Source organism: Variovorax boronicumulans NBRC 103145 (assembly GCF_001591345.1).
Taxonomy (GTDB): domain Bacteria; phylum Pseudomonadota; class Gammaproteobacteria; order Burkholderiales; family Burkholderiaceae_C; genus Variovorax; species Variovorax boronicumulans.
Genome location: NZ_BCUS01000031.1, coordinates 35,998 through 57,683 on the forward strand (window position 1 = coordinate 35,998; position 21,686 = coordinate 57,683).

The 21,686-nt window shown below is 67.6% G+C and carries 25 protein-coding genes; 15 read left to right on the plus strand and 10 right to left on the minus strand.

What is annotated here, in order from left to right:
* Window positions 1-36 precede the first annotated feature (36 nt).
* The 11 genes from VBO01S_RS11625 (at window position 37) to VBO01S_RS11675 (ending at window position 9,136) form a co-directional block, all read left to right on the plus strand.
* On the plus strand, window positions 37-1,506 hold the full coding sequence (locus tag VBO01S_RS11625; RefSeq protein ID WP_370680859.1) for a type II and III secretion system protein family protein: 1,470 nt from the start codon (window positions 37-39) through the stop codon (window positions 1,504-1,506).
* Between the two features lie 11 nt (window positions 1,507-1,517).
* The gene (locus VBO01S_RS11630; RefSeq protein WP_062474152.1) at window positions 1,518-1,814 is read left to right on the plus strand and encodes a hypothetical protein; all 297 of its coding nucleotides are present in this window, start codon (window positions 1,518-1,520) and stop codon (window positions 1,812-1,814) included.
* Window positions 1,815-1,938: 124 nt separating this feature from the next.
* Entirely contained in the window at window positions 1,939-2,154 is a 216-nt protein-coding gene (locus VBO01S_RS11635; RefSeq protein ID WP_062474154.1) for a Flp family type IVb pilin, read from the plus strand.
* Between the two features lie 97 nt (window positions 2,155-2,251).
* Window positions 2,252-2,428 (plus strand): Flp family type IVb pilin, encoded by a 177-nt coding sequence (locus VBO01S_RS11640; protein ID WP_062474156.1) that lies wholly within the window; start codon window positions 2,252-2,254, stop codon window positions 2,426-2,428.
* Between the two features lie 46 nt (window positions 2,429-2,474).
* Window positions 2,475-3,704 carry a pilus assembly protein TadG-related protein gene (locus VBO01S_RS11645; RefSeq protein ID WP_062474157.1) on the plus strand — a complete coding sequence of 410 codons (1,230 nt, stop codon included), beginning with the start codon at window positions 2,475-2,477 and terminating at the stop codon, window positions 3,702-3,704.
* A gap of 8 nt (window positions 3,705-3,712) precedes the next feature.
* On the plus strand, window positions 3,713-4,171 hold the full coding sequence (locus VBO01S_RS11650) for a TadE/TadG family type IV pilus assembly protein (RefSeq protein ID WP_062474159.1): 459 nt from the start codon (window positions 3,713-3,715) through the stop codon (window positions 4,169-4,171).
* Window positions 4,168-4,617, plus strand: a complete 450-nt coding sequence (locus VBO01S_RS11655) for a TadE/TadG family type IV pilus assembly protein (protein ID WP_062474161.1) — start codon at window positions 4,168-4,170, stop codon at window positions 4,615-4,617. The genes VBO01S_RS11650 and VBO01S_RS11655 overlap by 4 nt, the downstream gene beginning before the upstream one ends.
* Window positions 4,618-4,636: 19 nt before the next feature.
* Window positions 4,637-5,794, plus strand: coding sequence for a CpaE/TadZ family protein (locus VBO01S_RS11660; RefSeq protein WP_255221103.1), 1,158 nt, complete (start codon window positions 4,637-4,639; stop codon window positions 5,792-5,794).
* Window positions 5,795-5,839: 45 nt separating this feature from the next.
* The gene (locus tag VBO01S_RS11665) at window positions 5,840-7,210 is read left to right on the plus strand and encodes a TadA family conjugal transfer-associated ATPase (protein WP_062474163.1); all 1,371 of its coding nucleotides are present in this window, start codon (window positions 5,840-5,842) and stop codon (window positions 7,208-7,210) included.
* 9 nt (window positions 7,211-7,219) lie between these two features.
* On the plus strand, window positions 7,220-8,209 hold the full coding sequence (locus tag VBO01S_RS11670) for a type II secretion system F family protein (RefSeq protein WP_062474165.1): 990 nt from the start codon (window positions 7,220-7,222) through the stop codon (window positions 8,207-8,209).
* A 12-nt stretch (window positions 8,210-8,221) separates the two neighbouring features.
* A complete protein-coding gene (locus tag VBO01S_RS11675) occupies window positions 8,222-9,136 on the plus strand; it encodes a type II secretion system F family protein (RefSeq protein ID WP_062474167.1) in 915 nt (304 codons plus the stop codon).
* A gap of 42 nt (window positions 9,137-9,178) precedes the next feature.
* On the opposite strand, the gene VBO01S_RS11680 is transcribed toward VBO01S_RS11675, so the two are convergent.
* The 6 genes from VBO01S_RS11680 to VBO01S_RS32385 form a co-directional block, all read right to left on the minus strand.
* Window positions 9,179-9,874, minus strand: coding sequence for a response regulator (locus VBO01S_RS11680; protein ID WP_062474169.1), 696 nt, complete (start codon window positions 9,872-9,874; stop codon window positions 9,179-9,181).
* A 32-nt stretch (window positions 9,875-9,906) separates the two neighbouring features.
* Complete coding sequence (locus tag VBO01S_RS11685) at window positions 9,907-11,595, minus strand: sensor histidine kinase (RefSeq protein ID WP_062474171.1); 1,689 nt, start codon at window positions 11,593-11,595, stop codon at window positions 9,907-9,909.
* A gap of 347 nt (window positions 11,596-11,942) precedes the next feature.
* The gene (locus tag VBO01S_RS11690) at window positions 11,943-13,094 is read right to left on the minus strand and encodes a calcium:cation antiporter (protein ID WP_062474173.1); all 1,152 of its coding nucleotides are present in this window, start codon (window positions 13,092-13,094) and stop codon (window positions 11,943-11,945) included.
* Between the two features lie 7 nt (window positions 13,095-13,101).
* Window positions 13,102-13,284 (minus strand): hypothetical protein, encoded by a 183-nt coding sequence (locus tag VBO01S_RS11695; protein ID WP_157627348.1) that lies wholly within the window; start codon window positions 13,282-13,284, stop codon window positions 13,102-13,104.
* Window positions 13,281-13,484, minus strand: coding sequence for a hypothetical protein (locus VBO01S_RS32380; RefSeq protein WP_157627349.1), 204 nt, complete (start codon window positions 13,482-13,484; stop codon window positions 13,281-13,283). Before VBO01S_RS32380 ends, VBO01S_RS11695 begins: the two co-directional genes overlap by 4 nt.
* Window positions 13,485-13,619: 135 nt before the next feature.
* A complete protein-coding gene (locus VBO01S_RS32385; protein WP_157627350.1) occupies window positions 13,620-13,775 on the minus strand; it encodes a hypothetical protein in 156 nt (51 codons plus the stop codon).
* 305 nt (window positions 13,776-14,080) lie between these two features.
* Here VBO01S_RS32385 and VBO01S_RS11700 point away from each other — a divergent pair, with 305 nt between their 5' ends.
* Genes VBO01S_RS11700 through VBO01S_RS11715 form a run of 4 tightly spaced genes read left to right on the plus strand, consistent with a single transcriptional unit; the run spans window position 14,081 to window position 18,952 of the window.
* The gene (locus VBO01S_RS11700) at window positions 14,081-14,785 is read left to right on the plus strand and encodes a DUF3348 domain-containing protein (protein WP_062474177.1); all 705 of its coding nucleotides are present in this window, start codon (window positions 14,081-14,083) and stop codon (window positions 14,783-14,785) included.
* A gap of 31 nt (window positions 14,786-14,816) precedes the next feature.
* Window positions 14,817-17,639, plus strand: coding sequence for a DUF802 domain-containing protein (locus VBO01S_RS11705; RefSeq protein WP_062474179.1), 2,823 nt, complete (start codon window positions 14,817-14,819; stop codon window positions 17,637-17,639).
* 1 nt (window position 17,640) lies between these two features.
* Window positions 17,641-18,303: an OmpA family protein gene (locus tag VBO01S_RS11710; RefSeq protein ID WP_062474181.1), complete on the plus strand. Its 663-nt coding sequence runs from the start codon at window positions 17,641-17,643 to the stop codon at window positions 18,301-18,303.
* On the plus strand, window positions 18,296-18,952 hold the full coding sequence (locus tag VBO01S_RS11715; RefSeq protein ID WP_255221104.1) for a DUF2894 domain-containing protein: 657 nt from the start codon (window positions 18,296-18,298) through the stop codon (window positions 18,950-18,952). The genes VBO01S_RS11710 and VBO01S_RS11715 overlap by 8 nt, the downstream gene beginning before the upstream one ends.
* A 4-nt stretch (window positions 18,953-18,956) precedes the next feature.
* Here VBO01S_RS11715 and VBO01S_RS11720 read toward each other — a convergent pair whose 3' ends face one another.
* The 4 genes from VBO01S_RS11720 to VBO01S_RS32655 all read right to left on the minus strand — a co-directional run.
* The gene (locus VBO01S_RS11720; RefSeq protein ID WP_062474184.1) at window positions 18,957-19,352 is read right to left on the minus strand and encodes a VOC family protein; all 396 of its coding nucleotides are present in this window, start codon (window positions 19,350-19,352) and stop codon (window positions 18,957-18,959) included.
* Window positions 19,353-19,394: 42 nt separating this feature from the next.
* Window positions 19,395-19,772 (minus strand): YkvA family protein, encoded by a 378-nt coding sequence (locus tag VBO01S_RS11725; RefSeq protein ID WP_062474186.1) that lies wholly within the window; start codon window positions 19,770-19,772, stop codon window positions 19,395-19,397.
* A gap of 14 nt (window positions 19,773-19,786) precedes the next feature.
* The gene (locus VBO01S_RS11730) at window positions 19,787-20,122 is read right to left on the minus strand and encodes a YnfA family protein (protein ID WP_062474197.1); all 336 of its coding nucleotides are present in this window, start codon (window positions 20,120-20,122) and stop codon (window positions 19,787-19,789) included.
* 30 nt (window positions 20,123-20,152) lie between these two features.
* Window positions 20,153-21,686 (minus strand): alpha/beta fold hydrolase (locus VBO01S_RS32655; RefSeq protein ID WP_062474200.1); only part of this gene is annotated, 1,534 nt, incomplete at its 5' end.

Sequence of the window (21,686 nt, forward strand, 5' to 3'; positions counted from 1 at the left end):
CTGCTGGCGACCCTCGCGACAGTGGCGACCCCCGCCATGGCCGCGGAGGTCGTGGCAGCCGCCCCGGCCACGGCCGTCGCCATGCCTGCGCCTGCTGCAACCGCTGCAGCAGCAACTGTTGCGGCAGCACCCGCAGCCCCGGCCAGCCGGCGCTGCACCGCCATCATTCCGGACTCCGAGCCGACCTATGCCGTGCTCGGCAAGTCGGTGGTCATTCCGTTGAAGGCGCGCGTGGTGCGCATCGTGTTCGGCGGACAGCCGCAGGGCCGGGCGGCTGCGCCAGCAGCGCCGGCGCAGCCCGGGGCAGCGATGCCAGCGCCCAATGCGAACGTGGGCGACGGCGTAGCTGACATCGAGGTCACGCTGCTGAGTCCGACCGACCTGTTCTTCCGCGGCCGCCAGGCCGGCTCGATGAACGTGGTGCTGCAAAGTGCCGACGGCACCTGCTACATCAAGGATGTGGTCGTTACCGTCGACCCCGGGGCGCTGCAGTCCAAGCTGGCGGAGCTGATGCCGGAAGAGAGCCGCATCCGGGTGCGCAGCGCAGAAAAATCCATCGTGCTCACCGGCGAGATCAGCGACGCGCTCAAGCTCGATGACGTGATGAGTCTGGCCTCGGCCTACGGCGCCGACGGCAAGAAGGTGGTGAACCTGCTGCGTGTCACTGCGCCACAGCAGGTCATGCTCGAAGTGAAGATCGCCGAGATCAGCAAGAACTTGCTGGACCGCCTTGGCGCACGCGTCGGGCTGGCCCGCTCCGGCAACGGTGGTCTCAACAGCTATTCGCTGATCTCCAATTTCCTGAGCGGCGGTGGCGGCCTGATCGAGGCGTTGAGGATCGGTCGCACGTCGATCTCCATCGACGGCCAGAAGGACGACGGCCTGGTGCGCATCCTGGCGGAGCCCAACATCATGGCCATCAGCGGCCAGCAGGCGAGCTTCCTGTCGGGCGGCAAGATCTTCATTCCGGTGGCGCAGAGCTCCTCCAGCGGCAATGGCACGAACATCACGCTGGAAGAAAAGGAGTTCGGTATCGGGGTCAAGTTCACCCCGACCGTGCTCAACGGCGGCCGCGTCAACCTCAAGATGGTCTCGGAGGTGTCGGACCTGTCGCAAACCGGCTCGCCTTTCACCACCATCGGCGGCGTGACCGCCGTGCTGCCATCGCTCACGGTGCGCCGTGCCGACACCACCGTGCAACTCAACGACGGGCAGAGCTTCGTCATCGCGGGGCTCATCAAGAGCAACGTCACGGAGTCCATCAAGCGCTATCCCGGATTGGGCGAAGTGCCGGTGATGGGGGCGTTGTTCCGCAGCACGGAGTTCCAGAACGACCAGACCGAGCTGATGTTCGTGATCACGCCCCGCCTGGTCCGGCCGCTGGCCGAGTCGCCTCGCCTGCCGACCGACAACCACGTCGTTCCCAGCCGTGCGGAGGTTTATCTGAACGGCAGCCTCGAAAGCGCCACCCCGGCACCGGCCGCACCGGCCACCAATACCCAGTGAGGAGCATCACCATGTTCATCAAGTCGACGACTCTCGCATTGACGCTGCTCCTGGGCACCGGATGCTCCCACGTCACTCCCAACTACGACGCGCGCTTCGGCGACGCGGTGCGCGACGCGAAAAGGAAGATGACGATCAATCCCGATGCCGGCAAGGACGGCAATCCGGTGGCGGGCATGGACGGCCGGGCGGCGCGGGAGTCGATGGTGCAGTACCAGAAGTCCTACAAGGCGCCGCCGCCGGCGGTGAACGTCATCAACATCGGTGGCGGGATTGGTGGTGGAGATAACGGCGGAGGGGGTCGTTAGGCGGCCCTCGAACGATTCTTGAATTCGATCAGAAAGGAGTTGCCACGCAAAGATAGAAGTCACTCAACCCAAGAACCAATGCAAGATTTTTCTGTTTTCTTACTGCAATTCAAAGGTGAAAAAAATGAACCAACTTTTTGTCCGTGCCGGCAACTTCATGTCCTCGTTCGTCAAGGAAGAGGATGGTGCTCAAGTGATCGAGTACGCGCTCATCATCGCAGTCGTGTCGATCGCCCTGGTCATTGCACTGCAGGGCCTGACCACCGGAGGTTATTTCACAACCTTCATTAACCGCGTGGCCGCTTGCCTCCAGGGCAACATGGGCGTCTGCAACCCTTAAGCCCGGCAATCGCATCTATTGGAACGATGGCTATGGCGGTGGCGGGGCCGGCTTGTCCGTTGCCCGCCGCCGCCCAGTACAAAGCGAGGTACTCATCATGTTCAAGTCATTCTTGCGGGATGAGAGCGGCGCCCAAGTGATGGAGTACGCGCTGGTCATTGCCGTGATCTCGATCCTGCTGGCCATCGAGTTGCGGCCATTGGTGACGGACACCAACCTCAGCAATGTTGTCGATCTCGTCCGCACCTGCCTTGGCGGCGTGACATGTGGCTGAAGCACAGAGCTTTTTCGAACCGCCACCCACACACAGGAAGCCGATCATGAAAGTCCACACTTCCGGCCACAGCCAAGGCGGCGCGGTAATCGTCACCGTCGCTCTGGTCCTGCTGTTCCTCCTCGGGTTCATGGGCATCGCACTGGACTTCGGTCGCCTCTTCATCGTGAAAACGGAGTTGCAGACCGCCATGGACAGTTGTGCCCTGTCTGCCGCGCAGGAGCTCGACGGCGCCAGCGATGCGTTGACGCGTGCCACCAGCGCAGGAAAGACCGCGGCCGATCTCAACAAGATCAATTTTCAGGGTGGGGCGACCGGCATCGCCCAGACCGATATCGTGTTCAGCGACTCGCTGATCGGCACCTACAGCCATACCTTTACGCCCATAGCGAATGCCAGGTACGCCAAGTGCCTGCATACGAAGTCGGGCATCGCGCCTTGGATTCTCAATGCCCTGGGCGCGTTCAGCGGAAGTGCTACTTATGGGGCATCGCACAGCGTGGCCGCAGTCGCCGTTGCCACCAGGGCTCCGTCCCAGTCCAATTGCCTCATTCCCGTCGGTATCTGCCAAAAATCCACCGCCCCCGGCTGGGGGTTCACGCGAGGGGAATGGGTCGAGGGCGTGACCAATGACAACGACGATGTGGAGTCCGGTCAGTTCCACTGGGTGGATTTCACCGGCAGCGGCGGTGGGGCGCGCGAGATCAAGGATCTCCTGACCAGCAGTGGGCAATGCGGTCTTCCCGGTATGGGTACAAACGTCGGCAAGGCAGGCAAGACCAATGGAGCGGTTGCCGCGTGGAATACCCGCTTCGGCATCTATCAGGGCAGCCTCAACGCCGCGACTGCCATTCCCGATCAGACCGGGTACGCCTGGTATGCCGACAGCGCTGCCGCCGTGAAGCCAGGCAGGTATGACGACGCCGGCTCGAACGGATTTACTGCCAAGCGCAATTCATTTGCGCCTTACGAAGGGGACAACAAGAACCCCGACACCAAGAACCTCAAGACTCAGGGAAATTTCAATGCCACCGACTACACCAAGGGTGCCAATCGACGTGTGGTCACGACTGCGGTGGTCGACTGCCCGTCGATCACGCTCAAGGGTTTCAGCTGCATGCTGATGCTGCATCCGCTGGAAAAGAATGCAAGCGGAAAGAAGTCGAAGATGTGGCTCGAGTTCATTGGCGATGCGACGCTCGACGGCAGTCCTTGCGCCACCGCGGGTTTGGCCGGCGGCACAAACGGGCCCCGGGTCCCGACGCTCGTTCAGTAGGAGCTGGCATGAAAAAGAAGCAGAACGGCGTGGCACTGGTCGAATTCGCCCTGATTCTTCCCTTGCTGCTCATCCTGACGTTCATCACGACCGAATTCGGGCGGGCGCTGTACCAGTACAACACCATCGCGAAATCGCTGCGCGACGCCTCTCGCTATCTGTCCACCCAGGACCCGTCGATCGCAACCACGGATCCCTCCAAGATCACGACGGCCAGGAACCTGGTGGTCTATGGCAACCCGGGAGGTAGCGGCTCGCCATTGGTCCTGGGCCTCACCACTTCTCACGTCCCCGCCCCGACCTGGCAATTCAAGGGCAGCGGCCCGGCCATCAATACCGTGACCATCAAGGTCACGGGATACAAGTTCCGCCCGCTGCTCACCGGCGCGTTCGGGCTTGGTTTTGGTGATGCGAACGGAGAAATTCCCTTCGGGGATATCAGCGCCACCATGCGAGGTCAATCATGAATCGAACAAGACAGATGGGTGCGACCGCGGTGGAGTTCGCGCTGGTCCTGATGTTCTTCCTGACCTTCCTGCTGGGCATCATGGATTTCGTGCGTATGTTGTGGACGTGGAACGCAGCCGCCGAAGCGACGCGCTGGGGTGCGCGTGCGGCCGTCGTGTGCGACCGAAACGCCACGGTCGTGCTTTCCAACATGCAGAAATTCCTGCCCCAATTGACGGCAGCCAATGTCAGTGTCGACTGGTACGACGCGGCAGGCAGCATCAGCGCGACCTGTACTTCCGCCAATTGCAGCGGCGTGAACGTCCGCATCGTCGATCTCGACTACCAATGGATTTCGCCCATCGGATTCGGAACTCGTTCTCCGATCCCGATGCCGGGTTTTTCCACCTATCTGCCGCGCGAAATCATGGGGCAGGACCCGAACAGCAACGCCGTCTGCTCCTAGCAACACACCGGACACGACCATGACCATGAAGATCGCCATCGTTTCCCCCAATCCGAACCACCTGCAGGACATGCGCAAGGTGCTGGAGCCGCGCGGCCATGCCGTCTCGCTTTTCGAAGGCGGCAAGAGCCGGATGCAGGCGGTCGTCGACAAGGTCGCACCCGACCTGCTGCTGGTCGACGGCATGTGCTGCGACCCGCAGGAGCTCTCGCTGGTGGAGGCCCTGACCTTGCGGCATCCGGCGGTGGCGGTGGTGCTGCTGTGCGCGATGCAGACGCCCGAGTTCCTGATCCACGCGATGCGCGCCGGCGTGCGCGAGGTGCTGCCGTCGCCCGCCGACACTGCCGCGCTCGAGGCCGCGGTGGATCGCATCGCGATCAAGATGGCCGGTTCGCAGGCGCGCAGCCCCGGGCGGGTGGTGGCGTTCATGCCCTGCAAGGGCGGCAGCGGCGCGACCTTTCTTGCGACCAACGTCGCGCACCAGCTGTCGCGCGAGCGCTCGGTGCTGCTGATCGACCTGAACCTGCAGTTCGGCGATGCGCTGTCGTACGTGAGCGACCTGCGCCCGACCGCGACGATGGCCGACGTGGCGCGCGACATCGGGCGCCTCGACGCCTCGCTGCTGGCGGCGAGCGTGGTGCGCGTGTCGCCCAGCTACAGCATCCTGCCCGCGCCCGAGGACCTGGCGCGCGCGATGGACGTCAAGGCCGAGCACATCGACGCCATCCTGCAGGTGGCGCTCGCACAGTACGACTTCGTGATCTTCGACCTCGGCCCGCGCATCGACACGCTCACGCTGCGCGTGCTCGACCGCGCGGAGCGCATCTTTCCCGTGATGCAGACCAGCCTGCCGCACATCCGCAACGTGACGCGCCTGATGCAGGTGTTCAAGTCGCTCGGCTACGCCGCCGGCAAGGTCGAGCTGCTGGTGAACCGCAGCACCGGCGGCGGCGAGATCGGGCTGTCGGACATGCGCCGGTCGCTGCCCGGCGCGACGTTCACGACGGTGCCGGACGGCGGCAAGGACGTCGATGCGTCGATCAACCGCGGCGTGCCGCTGGCGGAGATGTCGCGCGGCAGCGCGCTCGCCAAGCGCCTCGACGATATCGCCCACACCCTCAGCCCGCGGCCGGAGGCAACGCCCGGCTTCATGGGGCGGCTGTTCCGCCGTGCCTGAGACGACAGGGCGGATTCCCATCAATACCCAGGCGGAGGTGCCAACATGTCATTCAGGGAACAACTCAATGCGATCGACAGCGATGCCAGCGCGCGGCCGGCGGGGCCGGTCGTCGAGCTGACCGCGTCGCCTTTCGCCTCGGACACCTACAAGCTGCTGAAGGAGCGCATGCACCTGAAGCTGCTGGACCGCTTCGACCTGGCGGCGCTCGAAACCCTCCAGCCCGATGCCCTGCGGCAGGAAATCTCGACCATGGTCGGGCGGCTGCTGCAGGAAGAGCCCGAGGCGCTCAACGACATCGAGCGGCGCACGCTGATCCGCGACATCCAGCACGAGATGCTGGGCTTCGGCCCGATCGAGCTGCTGATGGCCGACCCGACCGTGTCGGACATCCTGGTCAACTCGCCCACCAGCATCTACGTGGAGCGGCGGGGCCGGCTGGAGCTGACCAACGTCAGCTTCACCGACGAGAAACACCTGCTGCGCATCATCGACAAGATCGTCTCGCTGGTCGGGCGCCGCATCGACGAGTCCAGCCCCATGGTCGATGCGCGGCTGCCCGACGGTTCGCGGGTCAACGCCGTCATTGCGCCGGTGGCGCTGGACGGGCCGATGATGTCGATCCGCCGTTTCGCGAAGATCCCGCTGCGCATGAACAACCTCGTGAACGATCTCAAGTCGCTCACGCCGCCGATGGCACAGATGCTCGAAGGCCTGGCCCAGGCCAAGGTCAACATGCTGATCTCGGGCGGCACCGGGGCAGGGAAGACCACGCTGCTGAACATTCTCTCGGGCTTCATTCCGGAGTCCGAGCGCATCATCACCATCGAGGATGCGGCCGAGCTCCAGTTGCAGCAGCCGCATGTCGCGCGCATGGAGACGCGGCCGACGAACATCGAAGGCAAGGGCGAGATCACGCAGCGCGCGCTGGTGCGCAATGCGCTGCGCATGCGGCCCGACCGCATCGTGATCGGCGAGGTGCGCGGCGCCGAGGCGGTCGACATGCTGCAGGCGATGAACACCGGCCACGAAGGCTCGCTCACGACCATCCACGCCAACACGCCGCGCGATGCGCTGGCCCGGCTGGAAAACATGATCGGCATGGCCAACCTGAACCTGCCCCACCGCACGGTGCGCCAGCAGATCGCCTCGGCGATCACGGTGGTCGTCCAGGTGCTGCGGCTGATCGACGGGCGGCGCAAGGTCACGAGCATCCAGGAGATCACCGGCATGGAGGGCGAGATCGTCACCATGCAGGAGATCTTCACCTTCCATCAGACGGGCATGAGCCCCGACGGCCAGGTGCGCGGCCATTTCCATGCGACCGGCGTGCGGCCGAAGTTCATGGAGCGGCTGCACGCGTACGGCGTGGAGCTGCCCGACAGCATCTTCGATCCCGAAAAGCACTACGAATAGGAGCGCGCCATGTTCGACAACCTGGGGGGTGACACGCTGGTCACGGTCACGGTGCTGGTCTTCGTGACCGCGCTGCTCATGATCGAGGGGTTCTACCTGCTGTGGCGGTCCTACAAGGGGCCCGGCGCGCGCAAGATCGAGAAGCGGCTGCAGGCGATGTCCGCCGCGGTCGACCGCACGCCGCAGGCCCATCTCGCCAAGGAACGCATGCTCAGCGACATGCCGTGGATGCAGCGCCAGTTGCTGGCGCTGCCGCGGGCGCACCGGCTGGACCGCTTCATCCTGCAGGCGGGGCTGGACTGGACGGTGTCGAGTTTTCTGCTGGCCTGCGGTGCACTCGGTGCGTTCGCGTTCTTCGCCGTGTGGCTGGCGCACCAGCCCGTGTGGCTGGCGCTGCTGGCCGGGGCCGCGGCGGCGGTGCTTCCCATCCTGTACCTGCAGCATCAGCGCAGCCGCCGTCTGGATCGCCTCGAAAAGCAGCTGCCGGACGCGCTGGACCTCGTGACGCGCGCCCTGCGCGCGGGCCATTCCTTTGCCAGCGGCGTGCAGATGATCGGCGAGGAAATGCCCGACCCGATCGCGAGCGAGTTCCGCTTGGTGGCCGACGAGGTGAATTTCGGCGTCTCGCTGCAGCAGGCGCTGACCAACCTCAGCGAGCGCGTGCCGCTCACCGACCTGCGCTACTTCGTGGTGTCGGTGCTGATCCAGCGCGATTCGGGCGGCAACCTGACCGAGGTGCTGGGCAACCTGAGCCAGCTCATCCGCGCGCGCTTCAAGCTGCTCGCGCGGGTGCGGGTGCTGTCGTCGGAAGGGCGGCTGTCGGCCTGGATCCTGGGCATCATGCCGTTCGCCCTGGCGGCACTCATGAACATCTTCAATCCCGAGTTCATGTCGCCGCTGTGGACCGACCCGATCGGCCAGACGGTGCTGCGCTACATGCTGGTGCTGATGCTCGTGGGCATCGTGCTGCTGCGCAAGATCGTGAAGATTCACGTCTGAAGGAGAAGCGTCATGGCCATGTTGTTCCCCATCCTGGTTTTTCTGTCCGTGTCGCTGACGGTCATCGGCCTGGCGGTGTGGTTCTCCCCGTCGCGCACCGCGCAGCGGCTGCAGGCGGTGGCGATGCCGTCCGGCAAGTCGGCCTGGACCGAGACCGCCGTCAAGCTCGTCGGGCCGTTCGCGCAGCTGTCGTCGCCGACCGGCGACGCCGACCTGTCGCCGATGCGCGTGCGCTTTCTCAATGCCGGCATCCGCCACCCGGATGCGTACCTCATCTACTTCGGCCTGAAGACGCTGCTGCCGCTGGGCTTCGCGGCCGTCGCGTTCCTCATGCTGCGCGCGGCGGGTTCGGCGGGCGGCATGACGATGCTGCTGTGGCTGGCGCTGGCGGCGCTGGCCGGCTGCTACCTGCCCAACGCGCTGCTGTACCTTCGCATCCGCACGCGGCGCCGCGAGATCTTCGAGAACTTTCCCGATGCCGCCGACCTCATGCTGGTGTGCGTGGAGGCGGGGCTCGGGCTGGACGCCGGGCTGGCCAAGGTCACGGAAGAAATCCAGATCAAGAGCCGGGCGCTCGCACAGGAACTGCACTGGACCAACCTGGAAATGCGCGCCGGCGGCACACGCGAGAAGTCGCTGCGCAACCTGGCGCTGCGCACGGGCGTGGAAGAAATAGGCACCTTCGCCACCATGCTGACCCAGGCGGACCGCTTCGGCACCAGCATCGGGGAGTCGCTGCGCGTGTTCTCGGACGACCTGCGCCACAAGCGCCAGGTGCGCGCCGAGGAGCTGGCGGCGAAGGTGCCGACCAAGATGCTGCTGCCACTGGTGCTGTGCATCTTCCCGTGCATCTCGCTCGTGATCCTGACGCCGGCGGCGATCCGCGTGATCCGGATGATCGGGCCGATGCTGACCGGGCATCAGTAAGGGGCGGCGCACGCGGCGCGCAGCAGGCGCCGCCGCAGCGCTTCAGGAGGCCAGCGTGTCGAGCTGGTGCTTGATCGCGTAGATGTACAGCTCGAGCCGGTTCGTGACGCCCAGCTTCTGGTAGATCGCGCACAGGTGGTTGCGCAGCGTGTGTTCGGTGACGAAGGCACGCTCGGCCAGCGCCTTGTTGGAGGCGCCGCAGCCCGTCGCGACGATCCGGATGATCTCGCGCTCCTTGTGCGTCAGCGTGGCTTGGCGCGCCGTGTCGGGGTCGGCCTTCGGCGGCTTCCTGGCCGACGTGAGTTCGGAGAAGACACGGCCCATGGTCTGCGCGTCGACGCACAGCTCGCCACGGAACACGCGCTCGATGGCGTCGAGCAGCTGCTGCGCCGACGCGTCCTTGCCCACCACGCCGCGCGCGCCGCGCAGTATGGCCAGGTCGAGCGTGCGTTGTTCTTTCTCGGCCGTCAGCACCATCACGCGCGACACCTCGTTGGTCAGCAGCCGGGGCAGGATGTCCAGCGCGCTGTGGCCGTCCAGGTCGAGGTCGAGCACGATGACATCGGGCGCGAGGCTTTGCGCCGTGGCCACCGCTTCGTCGCAACAGCTGGCCGTGCCGACCACCTTCATGCGCGGTTGCTCGCCGTCGATCAGCTTCGACAGGCCCCACAGCATGGTCTTGTGGTCGTCCACGAGCAGCACGGCAATGGGATGGTCGGGATGGTCGAGGGTTTGCATGACGGACTCCTTCCTGTGTCTGCGGCGGGCGGTCAGATCGGGATTTCGATCCGCACCGCCGTGCCGCCATTCGCGCATCGGTCGACATGCGCCTGGCCGCCCAGGGCCGCGGCGCGCTCGGTGAGGGAGCGGGGGTGGAAGGCGGTGAAGCTTTCCTGGCAGGCGTCGTTCTCGATGCACAACGCCAGCTGGCCGTTCTTGCAATCGATGCGCACGCTGCCGTGGCGCGCATGGGTGTGCTTGCAGATGTTGTTCAGCCCTTCGCTCACCATCTGCAGCAGCTCCGCGGTCACGCGGTCGTCCAGGTGCAGCGGACCGTCGACGGCCATCACGATGTCGATGTCGATGCCGTACAGGCCCTTGATCCGCGCGGCCTGGCGCTCCAGGTGGGGTCGCACGAGCCCGCCGGGATCGTCGTTCGCACCGTGCCTGACTTCGCCGGCGTAGCGGCGCAGGTCGGCGATCACGCCGTCGGCCACGTCCGCGAGTTTGTCCAGGTCTTCGCGCAGCGGGTTGTCGGCGGCGGCCCGCTTGCGCAGCGCGCACAGGCCCATGCGCAGGCCGATGTAGGGCTGGATGGCGGTGTCGTGCAGGTCGAGCGCGATCTTCAGGCGCTCCGTCGACGCAGCTTCGGAGGCCATGCGGTCGAGCACCTCGATGGTCTCGATGACCGGGAAGATCTGTTCCATGAGGTGGGCGAGGAACAGCGCGTCGGACTTGCCCAGCCGCCCGTCGCGCGACGAGATGAACACCCGGCCTTCGCCCAGGCGCATCGGCAGCGGCGCGCTGATGAAGGCCCGCGCCTCCAGCAGGGCGGCGATGGTGGTGCAGTGCGCAGCGCCGGCTTCGTCGGCGCTGCGCCACGCGGTAGTGCCCGCTTCGAAGACACGGTGCTGCGCGCGCAGGTGGTTCAGCGGCCAGGGCAGGCGGTTGCTGAGCACGACGCTGTCGGGCGCCAGGGCCATGAGCGGCGATTCCGCGAGGCGGCCGATGGTCTCGATGCTCACCTGCTCGCAGGTGTCGTCCTCGCGCAGCGTGCGCAACAGCCAGGTGCCGGTGGCGAGGTCGCGCGTCAGCAGGATGCAATGGCTGGCCCGGAAGAAGGCCAGTGTGCGCTCCATCGTGCGGGCGATGGTGCGCCCGGCGCCGAAGCGCGGGTTCGACAGCTGGCTCACGTCGCCCAGCAGCGCCAGGCGCCGTTGCAGCGCCAGCTTGGAGCCGCCCCAGTACACGATCATGTGCCCGAGCGCCAGCAGGAAGGCGGTGCGCATCAGCAGCTGCGACGTGTCGCCCGTGCACGTGGCCAGCCCGCAGGCGGTGAATGAGGCGACCGAGGCGATCGTCACGCGGGCGCCTTCCTCGAAGCCCCAGCGGAACGAGGAGGTGAGGATGGCGAAGAAGTAGAAAAGGAAGAACAGGCTGTGGGTGCCGTCGGTCACCGCCACGATCAGCGTGAACCACAGCACGTCGGACCAGTGGATGGTCCGGCCCTGGAAGTAAGGGCGGCCCACCGCCGTGCAGACGTGGATCAGCAGGCTGTGAAGGATGTAACCGAGGAAGGCCAGCCAGACCGTGGCGGGAACCTGGTTGTGGCTATCGGCGGCGTCGACCGTGATCGCCAGCAGGGCCGAGATCGACAGCACGAGGCGCATGCGTCCCACCATGAGCGCATCCGCCGCCAGGCTGGCGTCGATGCTGGGGGCGGAGCCGCGCACTCGCATGGGGATGCATCCTGTGCATGGACCATGTCAGGCACCGCGACAGATCGCGGTACGGACGGGAGCGCTTGGCAGTGACAGTTTGGAATACATTTTTCTTGCCAGAGACCACAACGTGTGACGAGTTCACATTACTACTTTGGTGTTCAGATGCAATTGAAATCTTGTTCCATTAACATTTGGTAACTATATTTGCATTAGATTTCATGCGGATAAATGGGCCACTGCACGAGGGTGGCGAGAGGTCATGGCGCCGGCAGGGGAGGCCCCGGAGAGGGTGAGGTACCTCAACGGGGCGTCCGCCCGCCTTGGCAGAGGCGCAGGCCGCGGTGTAACCCGGTTGCGCGGCCTCAGGGCAGGAACAGCAGCATCCCGTACACCGCAAACAGCATCAGGTGCATGAGCCCCTGGATCGGCGAGGTGCGCTGCCCGTTGAAGCTCAGCAGGCTCAGCACCGCCGTCACCGCGAACAGCAGGGTTTCGGCGCCCGAGATGCCCATGAGCACCTGTTTGCCCGTGACCAGCCCGATGACCAGCACGGCCGGCACCGTGAGCCCGACGGTGGAGACGAAGGCGCCCAGGCACAGGTTGATGGCGCGCTGCATCTCGTTGTTCATCGCGGCGCGCACGGCGGTGATCGACTCGGGCGTGAACACGATGATGGCGATGAGCACGCCGCCCACCGCCGCGGGCGCGCCGGCCGCGGCAATGCCGTAGTCGGTGACCACCGCGAGGTAGTGCGCGAGCAGCACGATGGGCAGGATCATCGCGAGCAACAGCAGCGAGCGAACGACCACGGCGCGTTTGTCCAGGCGGGCGTGATCGGCCTGCGCGGCAGGCGAGGGTGCGGTCGCCCGCACTGACATCCGCCCCGGAGCCGGCTGGATGAAGAAGCGCTGGTGGCTGCGCATCTGCATCCAGAGAAAGGCGCCATACAGCACGGCCGTGAGCACCGACATGCCGATCGCCTGCACCGGCGTGAACTCGCCCGCGCCCGAGCTGTGGTTGGGCAGCACCAGCGCCGTGCCGGTCAGCAGCACGATCATCGACAGGTAGGCGCCGGCGCCCTGCGCGTTGTATTCCTGGTCGCCGTGGCGGGCCGCACCCGCGATCAGGCAGATGCCGATGACGAGGTTCAGGATGATCATCATCACGGCGAAGATCGAGTCGCGCCCGATGGTCGGAAACTCGCCCGGGCCCAGCAGCACCGAGGCGATGAGGATCACCTCGATCGACACGATCGAGAGCGTCAGGATCAGCGTGCCATACGGCTCGCCCAGCTGGTGCGCCAGGTGGTCCGCCTCGCGCACCACGCCGAACGAGGCGGCCAGGATGGTGACGAACAGCGCCAGGAAGACGCAGCCGGCCACCACGGGGCTGATCGGCGCGGCCAGCCAGCGGTCGCCGAAGGCGACGAAGAGCCCGACCACGAGCCAGGCGGCGGCGATCAGGGCCCAGGTGGCGGGCGGCACGAGGCGGGCGGGGGAGGATGTTGTTGTCATGGGCGTGTCACTCCGACATCAAGAGGGAAGCCAGGGCCAGCAGGCCGCTGCCAGCGAGGCTCAGCCCGCTGGCGGTCCACAGGGCTTTCACGTCGCGCGGTTCGCAGCCTTCGCGGCGCGCATGCCAGGCGGCGTAGGCCAGGGCCACCGCCATGGTCAGCGCGGGCCAGTGCAGATCAAGATCGTTCATCGCGCGGCCCCCGATGCGGCGCGTGCGCGCGGGCATTCGGCGCGGTAGGACAGCCGGGTCGGGCCCGTGCGCACGTGCAGGCGCACGGCGCCGAGCGTCAGCCGGAAGGCATCCGGCACGGTGGCGCGAGCGGGAGGACGGCGGAAACGGGAGAAGAAGCGTTGCGCGGCGAGGCGCCAGGAAGGGAGCAGTGCGGCCATGTCGAAACTTCGCGAGAAGTCAGGAAAGGGCCGTCCCTTGCAAGGTGAAGGTGCAAGACCGAGGTCGTCCTCGGCCCGGTTCGCGCAGGGCGCGCGAACGAAAAAATGATAGCAGGGAAATCGGAACCGACGCCCTCAGCCCCCGCGTGCGCGCACCTGGGCCGCATGCAGGAGGCGGGCGCTGTCCACCTTCTGCTTGGACAGGAGCCGCATCTTGCTGCAACTCGAGCAGCGGTACAGGCGCAGCCAGGGCAGCAGGCGCATCCACCCTCTGCGCGGCTGGCGGTCCATGTCCTGAAGGTGGCAGGGGCAGGCGGAAACCGAATGAGTCGACGACATTTGTCAGAGTGACCATGCTGTCCAGATCCCACCCTGACCAAGCTCTGCGGCTCTTCGGCTACTGGGAATTGAAAGTATTCATTCTTACGACAAATGTAAACAAGCACACTCACCTGATTTAGGTATTCGCGCCCCGATTTCCTCGGTTTCGGTCACACCCCGTTTCACTTCTCCCGCGCTTCCTGTGCACCAGTTCACAGAGGGAAAGCCGCCAGTTGACCGGTGTAAACTGCCCGGTTTTCTCCCTCTCTCGCGGTATGGTGCAAGTGTCACGGCGCACAGGCTTCACCGGCTCGGCGCTCACTCGCTTGCTCGCTCAATTGAGTGACATCGACGTTCCCGAATCCAGGCAAGCCCTCGCGGATCGTTTGAGTCAGTGGTTCAGTTGGACCGACGCCATCTCCTTGTCTGCAGCTTTGGATTCCGATCTGGGCGTCGCCGTGTCCGGCGCCCGGGCGTCCGAGGGCGCCGAGGAGGCGCAGGAGTGCGCGCGCCTGAAGGCCGCGCTGGCCAAGGGCAATGCCGACGGCGGCGTGGCCTCGGTGCTGCCGGGCGCGAACGACGACTTTCCGCCGTACCGCCGCCGCTACTTCGCGCGGCAGCAGGCCATGGAAACGGCCATCGAACCGCTGCGCGCGCGCCTGCGGGCCCGGCTCGCCACCCGCTCGCCCGAGCTGGCCCGGCTGGCCGCGGTGGACGCCATCCTGGAACAGGTGGTGGGCGCCCGCGAACGCAGCCTGCTGGCGAGCGTGCCGACGCTGCTGGAGAAACACTTCAAGCGCCTGCGTGAGGCCAACCAGGCCGCGCAGGACGCCAATCCCGACACCCCCCAGCCGCCACCGACTGCCGCCGGCGGCTGGCTGAACGTGTTCGGCCGCGACATGCAAAGCGTGCTGCTGGCCGAGCTGGACATTCGCATGCAACCGGTCGAAGGCCTGCTCGAAGCCCTTCGCGACCGCTAGCCTGCCGCCCTACAAGAGACAACAAGCTTCCATGAACAGATTTTTCCATTACGCCGTCTTCCTCGTGGGCCTGGCCGTCGTGTGCTGGGTCGGTGCCAGCTATGTCGGCCACAACCCGCTGGCCCTGGTGATCACGGCGCTGATCGGCGCGTTCTACCTGATGGGCGCGCTGGAGTTGCACCGCTTCCACCAGGCCACCGGCACGCTCTCGCATGCGGTGGACGACCTGTCGGCGCCGCCGGCGAGCCTCGGCGACTGGCTCGCCGGCCTGCATCCCTCGCTGCGCAACGCGGTGCGCCTGCGCATCGAAGGCGAGCGCGTCGGCCTGCCGGGCCCCGCGCTCACGCCGTACCTCGCGGGCCTGCTGGTGCTGCTGGGCATGCTGGGCACCTTCCTGGGCATGGTGGTCACGCTCAACGGCACGGGGCTGGCGCTCGAAAGCGCGACCGACGTGCAGGCCATCCGCAACTCGCTGTCGGCGCCCGTGCGCGGCCTGGGCTTGGCCTTCGGCACCTCGGTGGCGGGCGTGGCCGCATCGGCCATGTTGGGCCTGGCCTCGGCGCTGTGCCGGCGCGAACGCCTGCTGGCCGGGCAGTCGCTCGACACGCTCATCGCCACGTCGCTGCGCGGCCATTCGCTGGCGCACCGCCGCGAAGAGTCGTTCAAGCTGATGCAGCAACAGGCCCGCGCGATGCCCGCGCTGGTCGACCAGCTGCAGGCCATGGTGGCCGCGATGGACCGCCAGAGCCAGTCGATCAACGAACGCCTCGTCGCCAGCCAGGACCAGTTCCACCAGAAGACCGAAGCCGCCTACACGGGGCTCGCCGCCTCGGTCGACCGCTCGCTCAAAGACAGCCTGGCCGACAGCGCCCGCATCGCCGGCGAAACCATCCAGCCCGTGGCGAAGGTGATGCCCGAACTGGTCGGCCAGCTGCAGACCATGATGGCCGCGATGGAGCGCCAGACCCAGGCGCAGAACGACCGCCTCGTGGCCAGCCAGGACAGCTTCCACCAGAAGGCCGAAGCCGCGTACACGGGGCTGGCCGCCTCGGTCGATCGCTCGCTGAAGGACAGCCTGGCCGACAGCGCCCGCATTGCCGGTGAAACCATCCAGCCGGTGGCGAAGGTCATGCCCGAGCTGGTCGGCCAGCTGCAGACCATGATGGCCGCGCTGGAACGGCAGGGCCAGGCGCAGAACGAGCGCCTCGTCGCCAGCCAGGACAGCTTCCACCAGAAGGCCGAAGCCGCGTACAGCGGGCTGGCCGCCTCCGTCGATCGCTCGCTGAAGGACAGCCTCACCGACACCGCCCGCATCGCCGGCGCAACGATCCAGCCCGTGGTCGAGGCGGCCATGCTCGGCATCGCGCGTGAAGCCGCTTCGCTGCAGGGCGGCATGGCGCAGGCCGTCGAACGGCAGCTCGAAGGCCTCACGGGCCGCTTCGAGGCCTCGACCGCCGGCGTGGCCGACACCTGGAAGGCCGCGCTTGCCGAACACGAGCGCGCGAGCGGGGCGCTGTCGAGCGACCTGCGCGGCACGCTCGAACGCTTTGCCGAAACCTTCGAGCAGCGCTCGGCCGCGCTGGTCGACGGCGTGTCGGCCCGCCTCGAAAGCACCGTGGGCAGCGTGTCCGACACCTGGGGCAGCGCGCTCGCGCAGCACCAGCGCGTCAGCGAAAAACTGTCGGGCGATTCGCACCAGGCGCTCGCCGCCGCTGCCGCCACCTTCGAACAGCATTCGGTGTCGCTGCTGCGCACCGTGGGCGAGGCGCACACCAGCCTGCAGACCGAACTGGCGGCGCGCGATGCGCAGCGCCTGTCGGCCTGGAGCCAGTCGCTCGAAGCCATGGCTGCGTCGTTGCAGAAGGAATGGCAACAGGCCGGCGCGCACACGCTGAGCCAGCAACAGCAACTGAGCGACACGCTGGCGCAGGCCGCGCGCGACGTGTCGGCGCAGGCCGAGGCGCATGCCAAGCAGACCGTCGCCGAAGTCGCGCAGCTGCTGCAGGCCGCATCGGACGCTCCCCGCGCCGCCGCCTCGCTGCTCGACACCGTGCGCGAGGCGCACGCCAACCTGCAGACCGAACTCGCCACGCGCGACGCGCAGCGCCTCGCGGCCTGGAGCGGCTCGCTCGAGACCATGGCCGCCTCGCTGCAGAAGGAATGGCAGCAAGCCGGCGCGCACAGCCTGAGCCAGCAGCAGCAGATGAGCGAGACGCTGGCGCAGACCGTGCGTGACATGTCGGCGCAGGCCGAGGCCAACGCCAAGCAGACCGTGGCCGAAGTCGCGCAGCTGCTGCAGGTGGCCGCCGAAGCACCGAAGGCCGCGGCCGACGTGATCGCCGAGCTGCGCCAGAAACTGTCGGACGGCATGGCGCGCGACAACGACATGCTCGAAGAGCGCAGCCGCATCCTTGGCACGCTCGAAACCTTGCTGGGCGCGGTGAACCACGCCTCGACCGAACAGCGCAGCGCCATCGACGCGCTCGTCACGGCCTCGGCCGACATGATGGAACGCGTGGGCAGCCGCTTCACCGAGAAGGTCGAGAGCGAGACCGAGAAGATGGCCGGCATCGCGGCGCAGATCACCGGCGGCGCGGTCGAGGTGGCGAGCTTGGGCGAGGCCTTCGGCTTTGCCGTGCAGCGCTTCGGCGAATCGAACGACAAGCTGGTGGCGCACCTGCAGCGCATCGAAGGTGCGCTGGGCAAGTCGCTGGCGCGCAGCGACGAGCAGCTGGCCTACTACGTGGCGCAGGCGCGCGAGGTGATCGACCTGAGCATCATGTCGCAAAAGCAGATCGTCGAAGACCTGCAGCAGTTCGCCAGCCGCCAGACCGCCGTGACCAGCGAGGCCTGAGATGGTGCGCGACGAGATCGACCTCGACGCCGGCCTGGAGCCGACCGTCCCCGTGTGGGCGGTGTTCGGCGACCTGATGGCGGGCATGCTGGGTGCGTTCGTGCTGATCCTGGTGTGCGTGCTCGGCATGCAGCTGGACCTGGCGAGCCGCCTCGAGACCGAGGTGCAGCAGCGCCGCGCCGAATCGCAGCGCCGCGAGGCACTCGAACAGGCGCTGGCCGGCCCGCTCGCCGCGGGCCGCGTGACGCTCAACAACGGCCGCATCGGCATCAGCGGCAGCGTGCTGTTCGCCTTCAACTCCGCCGACCTGCAACCCGGTGGCCGCCAACTCCTGAAAAGCCTGGCCGGCCCGCTGGGCGCCTACCTGAAGGCGCGCGACGAGATCCTGATGGTGAGCGGCTTCACCGACGACCGGCAGATGCGCGACGGCGCGCGCCTGTTCGCCGACAACTGGGAGCTGTCGGCCCAGCGCGCGCTCACCGTGACGCGCGCACTGATCGAAGAGGGCGTGCCTTCGTCGTCGGTGTTCGCCGCCGCCTTCGGCGCCGAACAGGCCGTGGCCTCGAACAGCGATGCCGAAGGCCGCGCGAAGAACCGGCGCGTGGAGATGGCGCCGACGCCCCGGCCCAAGAACGCCCCCGACACTGCGAAGCCCCGTGAGTAACGACGCCGCACCGGACGATCAGGTCGACCCCGTCGCGGCGCTCGACGCCTGGCGCGCGCGCGGCGATGACTGCTTCGACCCGGTGCGCTTCCGTTTCATCGCGGCGATGGCACAGCGCGCGGCGGCGCACGAGGGCGAGGCACGGCGCCTGCTCGATGCGCGGCTGGCCAGCCTCATGGCGACCTACCGCGCCGATCTGGAGAAGGTCGCACCCGAGGCCGAAGCGCCGGCCGATGCGCCGCTGCACACCGCGCTCGCCGAGCTGATGAACCACATCGCCCAGCTCGCGCCGCTGCCGCCGCCGCCCGACGCGGAGGCGACCGACGGCGACACCGTGCCCAGCCTGTCCACGGCGCCCGAGCTCAAGACGCTGAGCTACTTCCGCGGCACCTGGTCCAAGCTCGCCGCCGACCAGCGCGTGACGCAGTCGCTCGCCAAGGTGCCGAAGAACGCCGGCCCGCTCAACACGCACCACCTGGTGCAGCGCGCACTCACGCTGATGCGGGACCTGTCGCCGCAGTACCTGCAGCGCTTCATGGCGCATGTCGACGCGCTGCTGTGGATCGAGCAGGTGAACGCCGCCGCCGAGGCCGCGCGCGTGGCGCGCACCGAGAGCCCGCGCAAGAGTTCGCGCAGCCGCGCGAGCTAGAAGCTCAGCCCGCCGCGTCGTGGCACACGACGCACAGCTTGTTGCCGTCCGGGTCGCGGAAGTACGCGCCGTAGTAGTCGGGGTGGTAGTGCGTGCGCAGCCCCGGCGGGCCTTCGCAGGTGCCGCCGTGCGCGAGTGCGATGCGGTGCACCGCATCGACCATCGCCCGCGTGCCGGCGGTGAACGCCGCCATCTGGCCGTTGCCCGCGTCGTGCGGCCGGCCGTCGTGGGGTTGGCAGATCACGAAGAAGGGCCGTGCGCGCCCCGCGCTGTGCCAGCCCGCCCAGGGCTTCGCCGGCTCGCAGAAGCGGCGCTCCAGGCCGAGGCCGTCCATCACCGCGTCGTAGAAGGCCAGCGCGCGGTCGAAATCGGAGACGCTGAAGAAGACATGGGAAAACACGTCGGCTCCTTGTGAAGAGGATGAATGTCCAGCGGATTGTCGTCAGCGCGGCCAGAGCCACCAGGCCAGCCCGGCCGCCACCAGCACCCAGATGCCGATGACCAGGGCCATGCCGGCCTTGCTCTTCGGCTTGCTGCCCGTGCGCGCCATCCATTCCTCGGCCCGCGCGCGGCTGCGCACGATGACCTCGGGCGGCAGCAGGCGCACCGCGAGCCAGATCAGCACGGGCAGCAGCAGCACGTCGTCGAGGTAGCCGAGCACGGGAATGAAGTCGGGAATCAGGTCGATGGGGCTCAGCGCATAGGCCACGGTGAACCAGCACAGCGCCTTCGGAAGCCATGGCGTGGCGGGGTCGCGGCAGGCGAACCAGAGGGTGACGGCGTCGCGCTTGATGCGGCGCGCCCAGTCGCGCAGGTTCATCGCGGCCACGCGCCTCAAGCCGCGCTGCGCGGCCCGAACATGATGATGCCCATGCCGACGAAGCACACGGCCACGCCGACCCAGTCGCTGGCCGAAGGCGTCACCTTGTCCACGGCCCAGAGCCACAGGATGGCCACGCCGATGTAGACCCCGCCGTAGGCCGCATACACGCGGCCGGCGGCGGTCGGGTGCAGCGAGAGCAGCCACGCGAAGAGCGCCAGGCTCAGCGCGGCGGGCAGCAGCAGCCAGGCCGACTGGCCCTGCTTGAGCCACAGGTAGGGCAGGTAGCAGCCGACGATTTCCGCGAGCGCGGTCGCGATGAAGAGGCCGAGGGTCTTGAGCAGGTCCATGGCCGCCATTGTGGCGGTGGCCTGTCGATCTCAGGGCTGTCGTCCGGGGCCTGTGCCAGGACGTGACGAGGGCTCCCACACATCGGGCGTGGTGGCGACCAGCGACTTGAAGTCTTTCCACGGCCGCGCGCCCGGCACCGTGCGCCCGCCGACGACCACCACCTTCGCGTAGGCCACCATGCGCTCGCGCAGGTAGCGGCGCTCGGACTCGGGCCAGGTCTCGATGGCGTGCGGGCCGCGCGACAGCACGATCTCCTTCACGCCGCGGATGCGGTTGTAGGCGGCCACGGTGCCTTCGAGCGATTCGGCGCGGTCCCACAGGCCCTTGCCGAAGAAGGCGGCGGGCCAGCGGTCCATGCCCGCGAGCGTGGCGGAGTTCGGATAGAAAAGGATGTGGTGGTCCGCCGCCATGCCGCCCAGGAACAGGTTGCGGTCGGCCAGGTCGGGCGCGTCGGGCAGGTAGCCCGCGCCGCTGGCGAACGACGACAGCAGGATCGCCCCGCGGATGTTGCGCCAGCCGCGCGCCGGCGTGCAGTTGGGCACGGGCATGTCGAAGCTGCAGGCGGCCACGTAGTTGCGCGTCATGGCCCAGGCGGTCGACATGGAGCCGCGCGAGTAGCCGCCCAGCACCAGCGGAATCTCGCTGGCCTTCTGGCCCGCCAGCAGCCGGCCGCGCGCGGCGTTGCCTTCGAGCAGCTGGCCCGTGGGCGTGAGCACCCGCAGGCCCTGGCCGTGCTCGAGCTGGGCGAGCACGCGGAACACGTCTTCGCCTTGCTCCAGCGTGTTGGTGTCGCTCACGCCGCCCGACAGGCCTTCGCCGCGCCGGTCGTAGGCCAGCACGTCGAAGCCGGCCTGGTTCAGCGCGTGCAGGTTCTCGCGCCACCAGCGCTGGCCCATGGCCTCGGTGGTGCCGTTGGGGAAGGACACCGGCACGGCCTTGCCGCTGGCACCCTCGATGCGGTAGGCCACCTCGTCCGGGTGCTGGAGGGCCGTGAGCTGCCCGCCGCCGCCCGCCGCCATGACGGCGAGGGCACGCACCTTGCGGCCGCGCCCGTCGTCCACGCCCGCGCCTTCGAGGTACCAGCCGCGCAGCCTGATCGGGTCGGCGAGCTTCAGGTCGAGCCGCTCGAAGGTGTCGCGCGGCACGGTGAACTCGACGATGTGGGTGCGTGCGTCGGCCTCGGCAATGCCTTCGCGGTAGGGCGCCTTCGCGAAGAAGGCGGGGCGGCGGATCTGTTTCAGGTCGACGTTCGGGCTGTCGGCATCGATGCGCCCGGCCGGATCGACCGCGCCGGTCACGCGCGTGGCGCGGGCCTTGTTGGGCGGCAGCCAGCGCTGCATCTGCGCGTTCACGCGCGCGAAGCAGTCCGGCTCGGCCTTGCAGGTGCGCCAGCGCGCCTTGAGCTGGTCGTCAGTGAACGCGCCGACGTGGTAGTCGCCGCCCGCATAGTTGGTGGGCACGGGGTAGGCGCTCATGAGCACCGGCACGCACACGCGCGGGCCGCCGGCGTTCACCGCGGTGCCGGCCTGCGGCAGCAGGTAGCCGCCCACCCGCGCGTTGCGG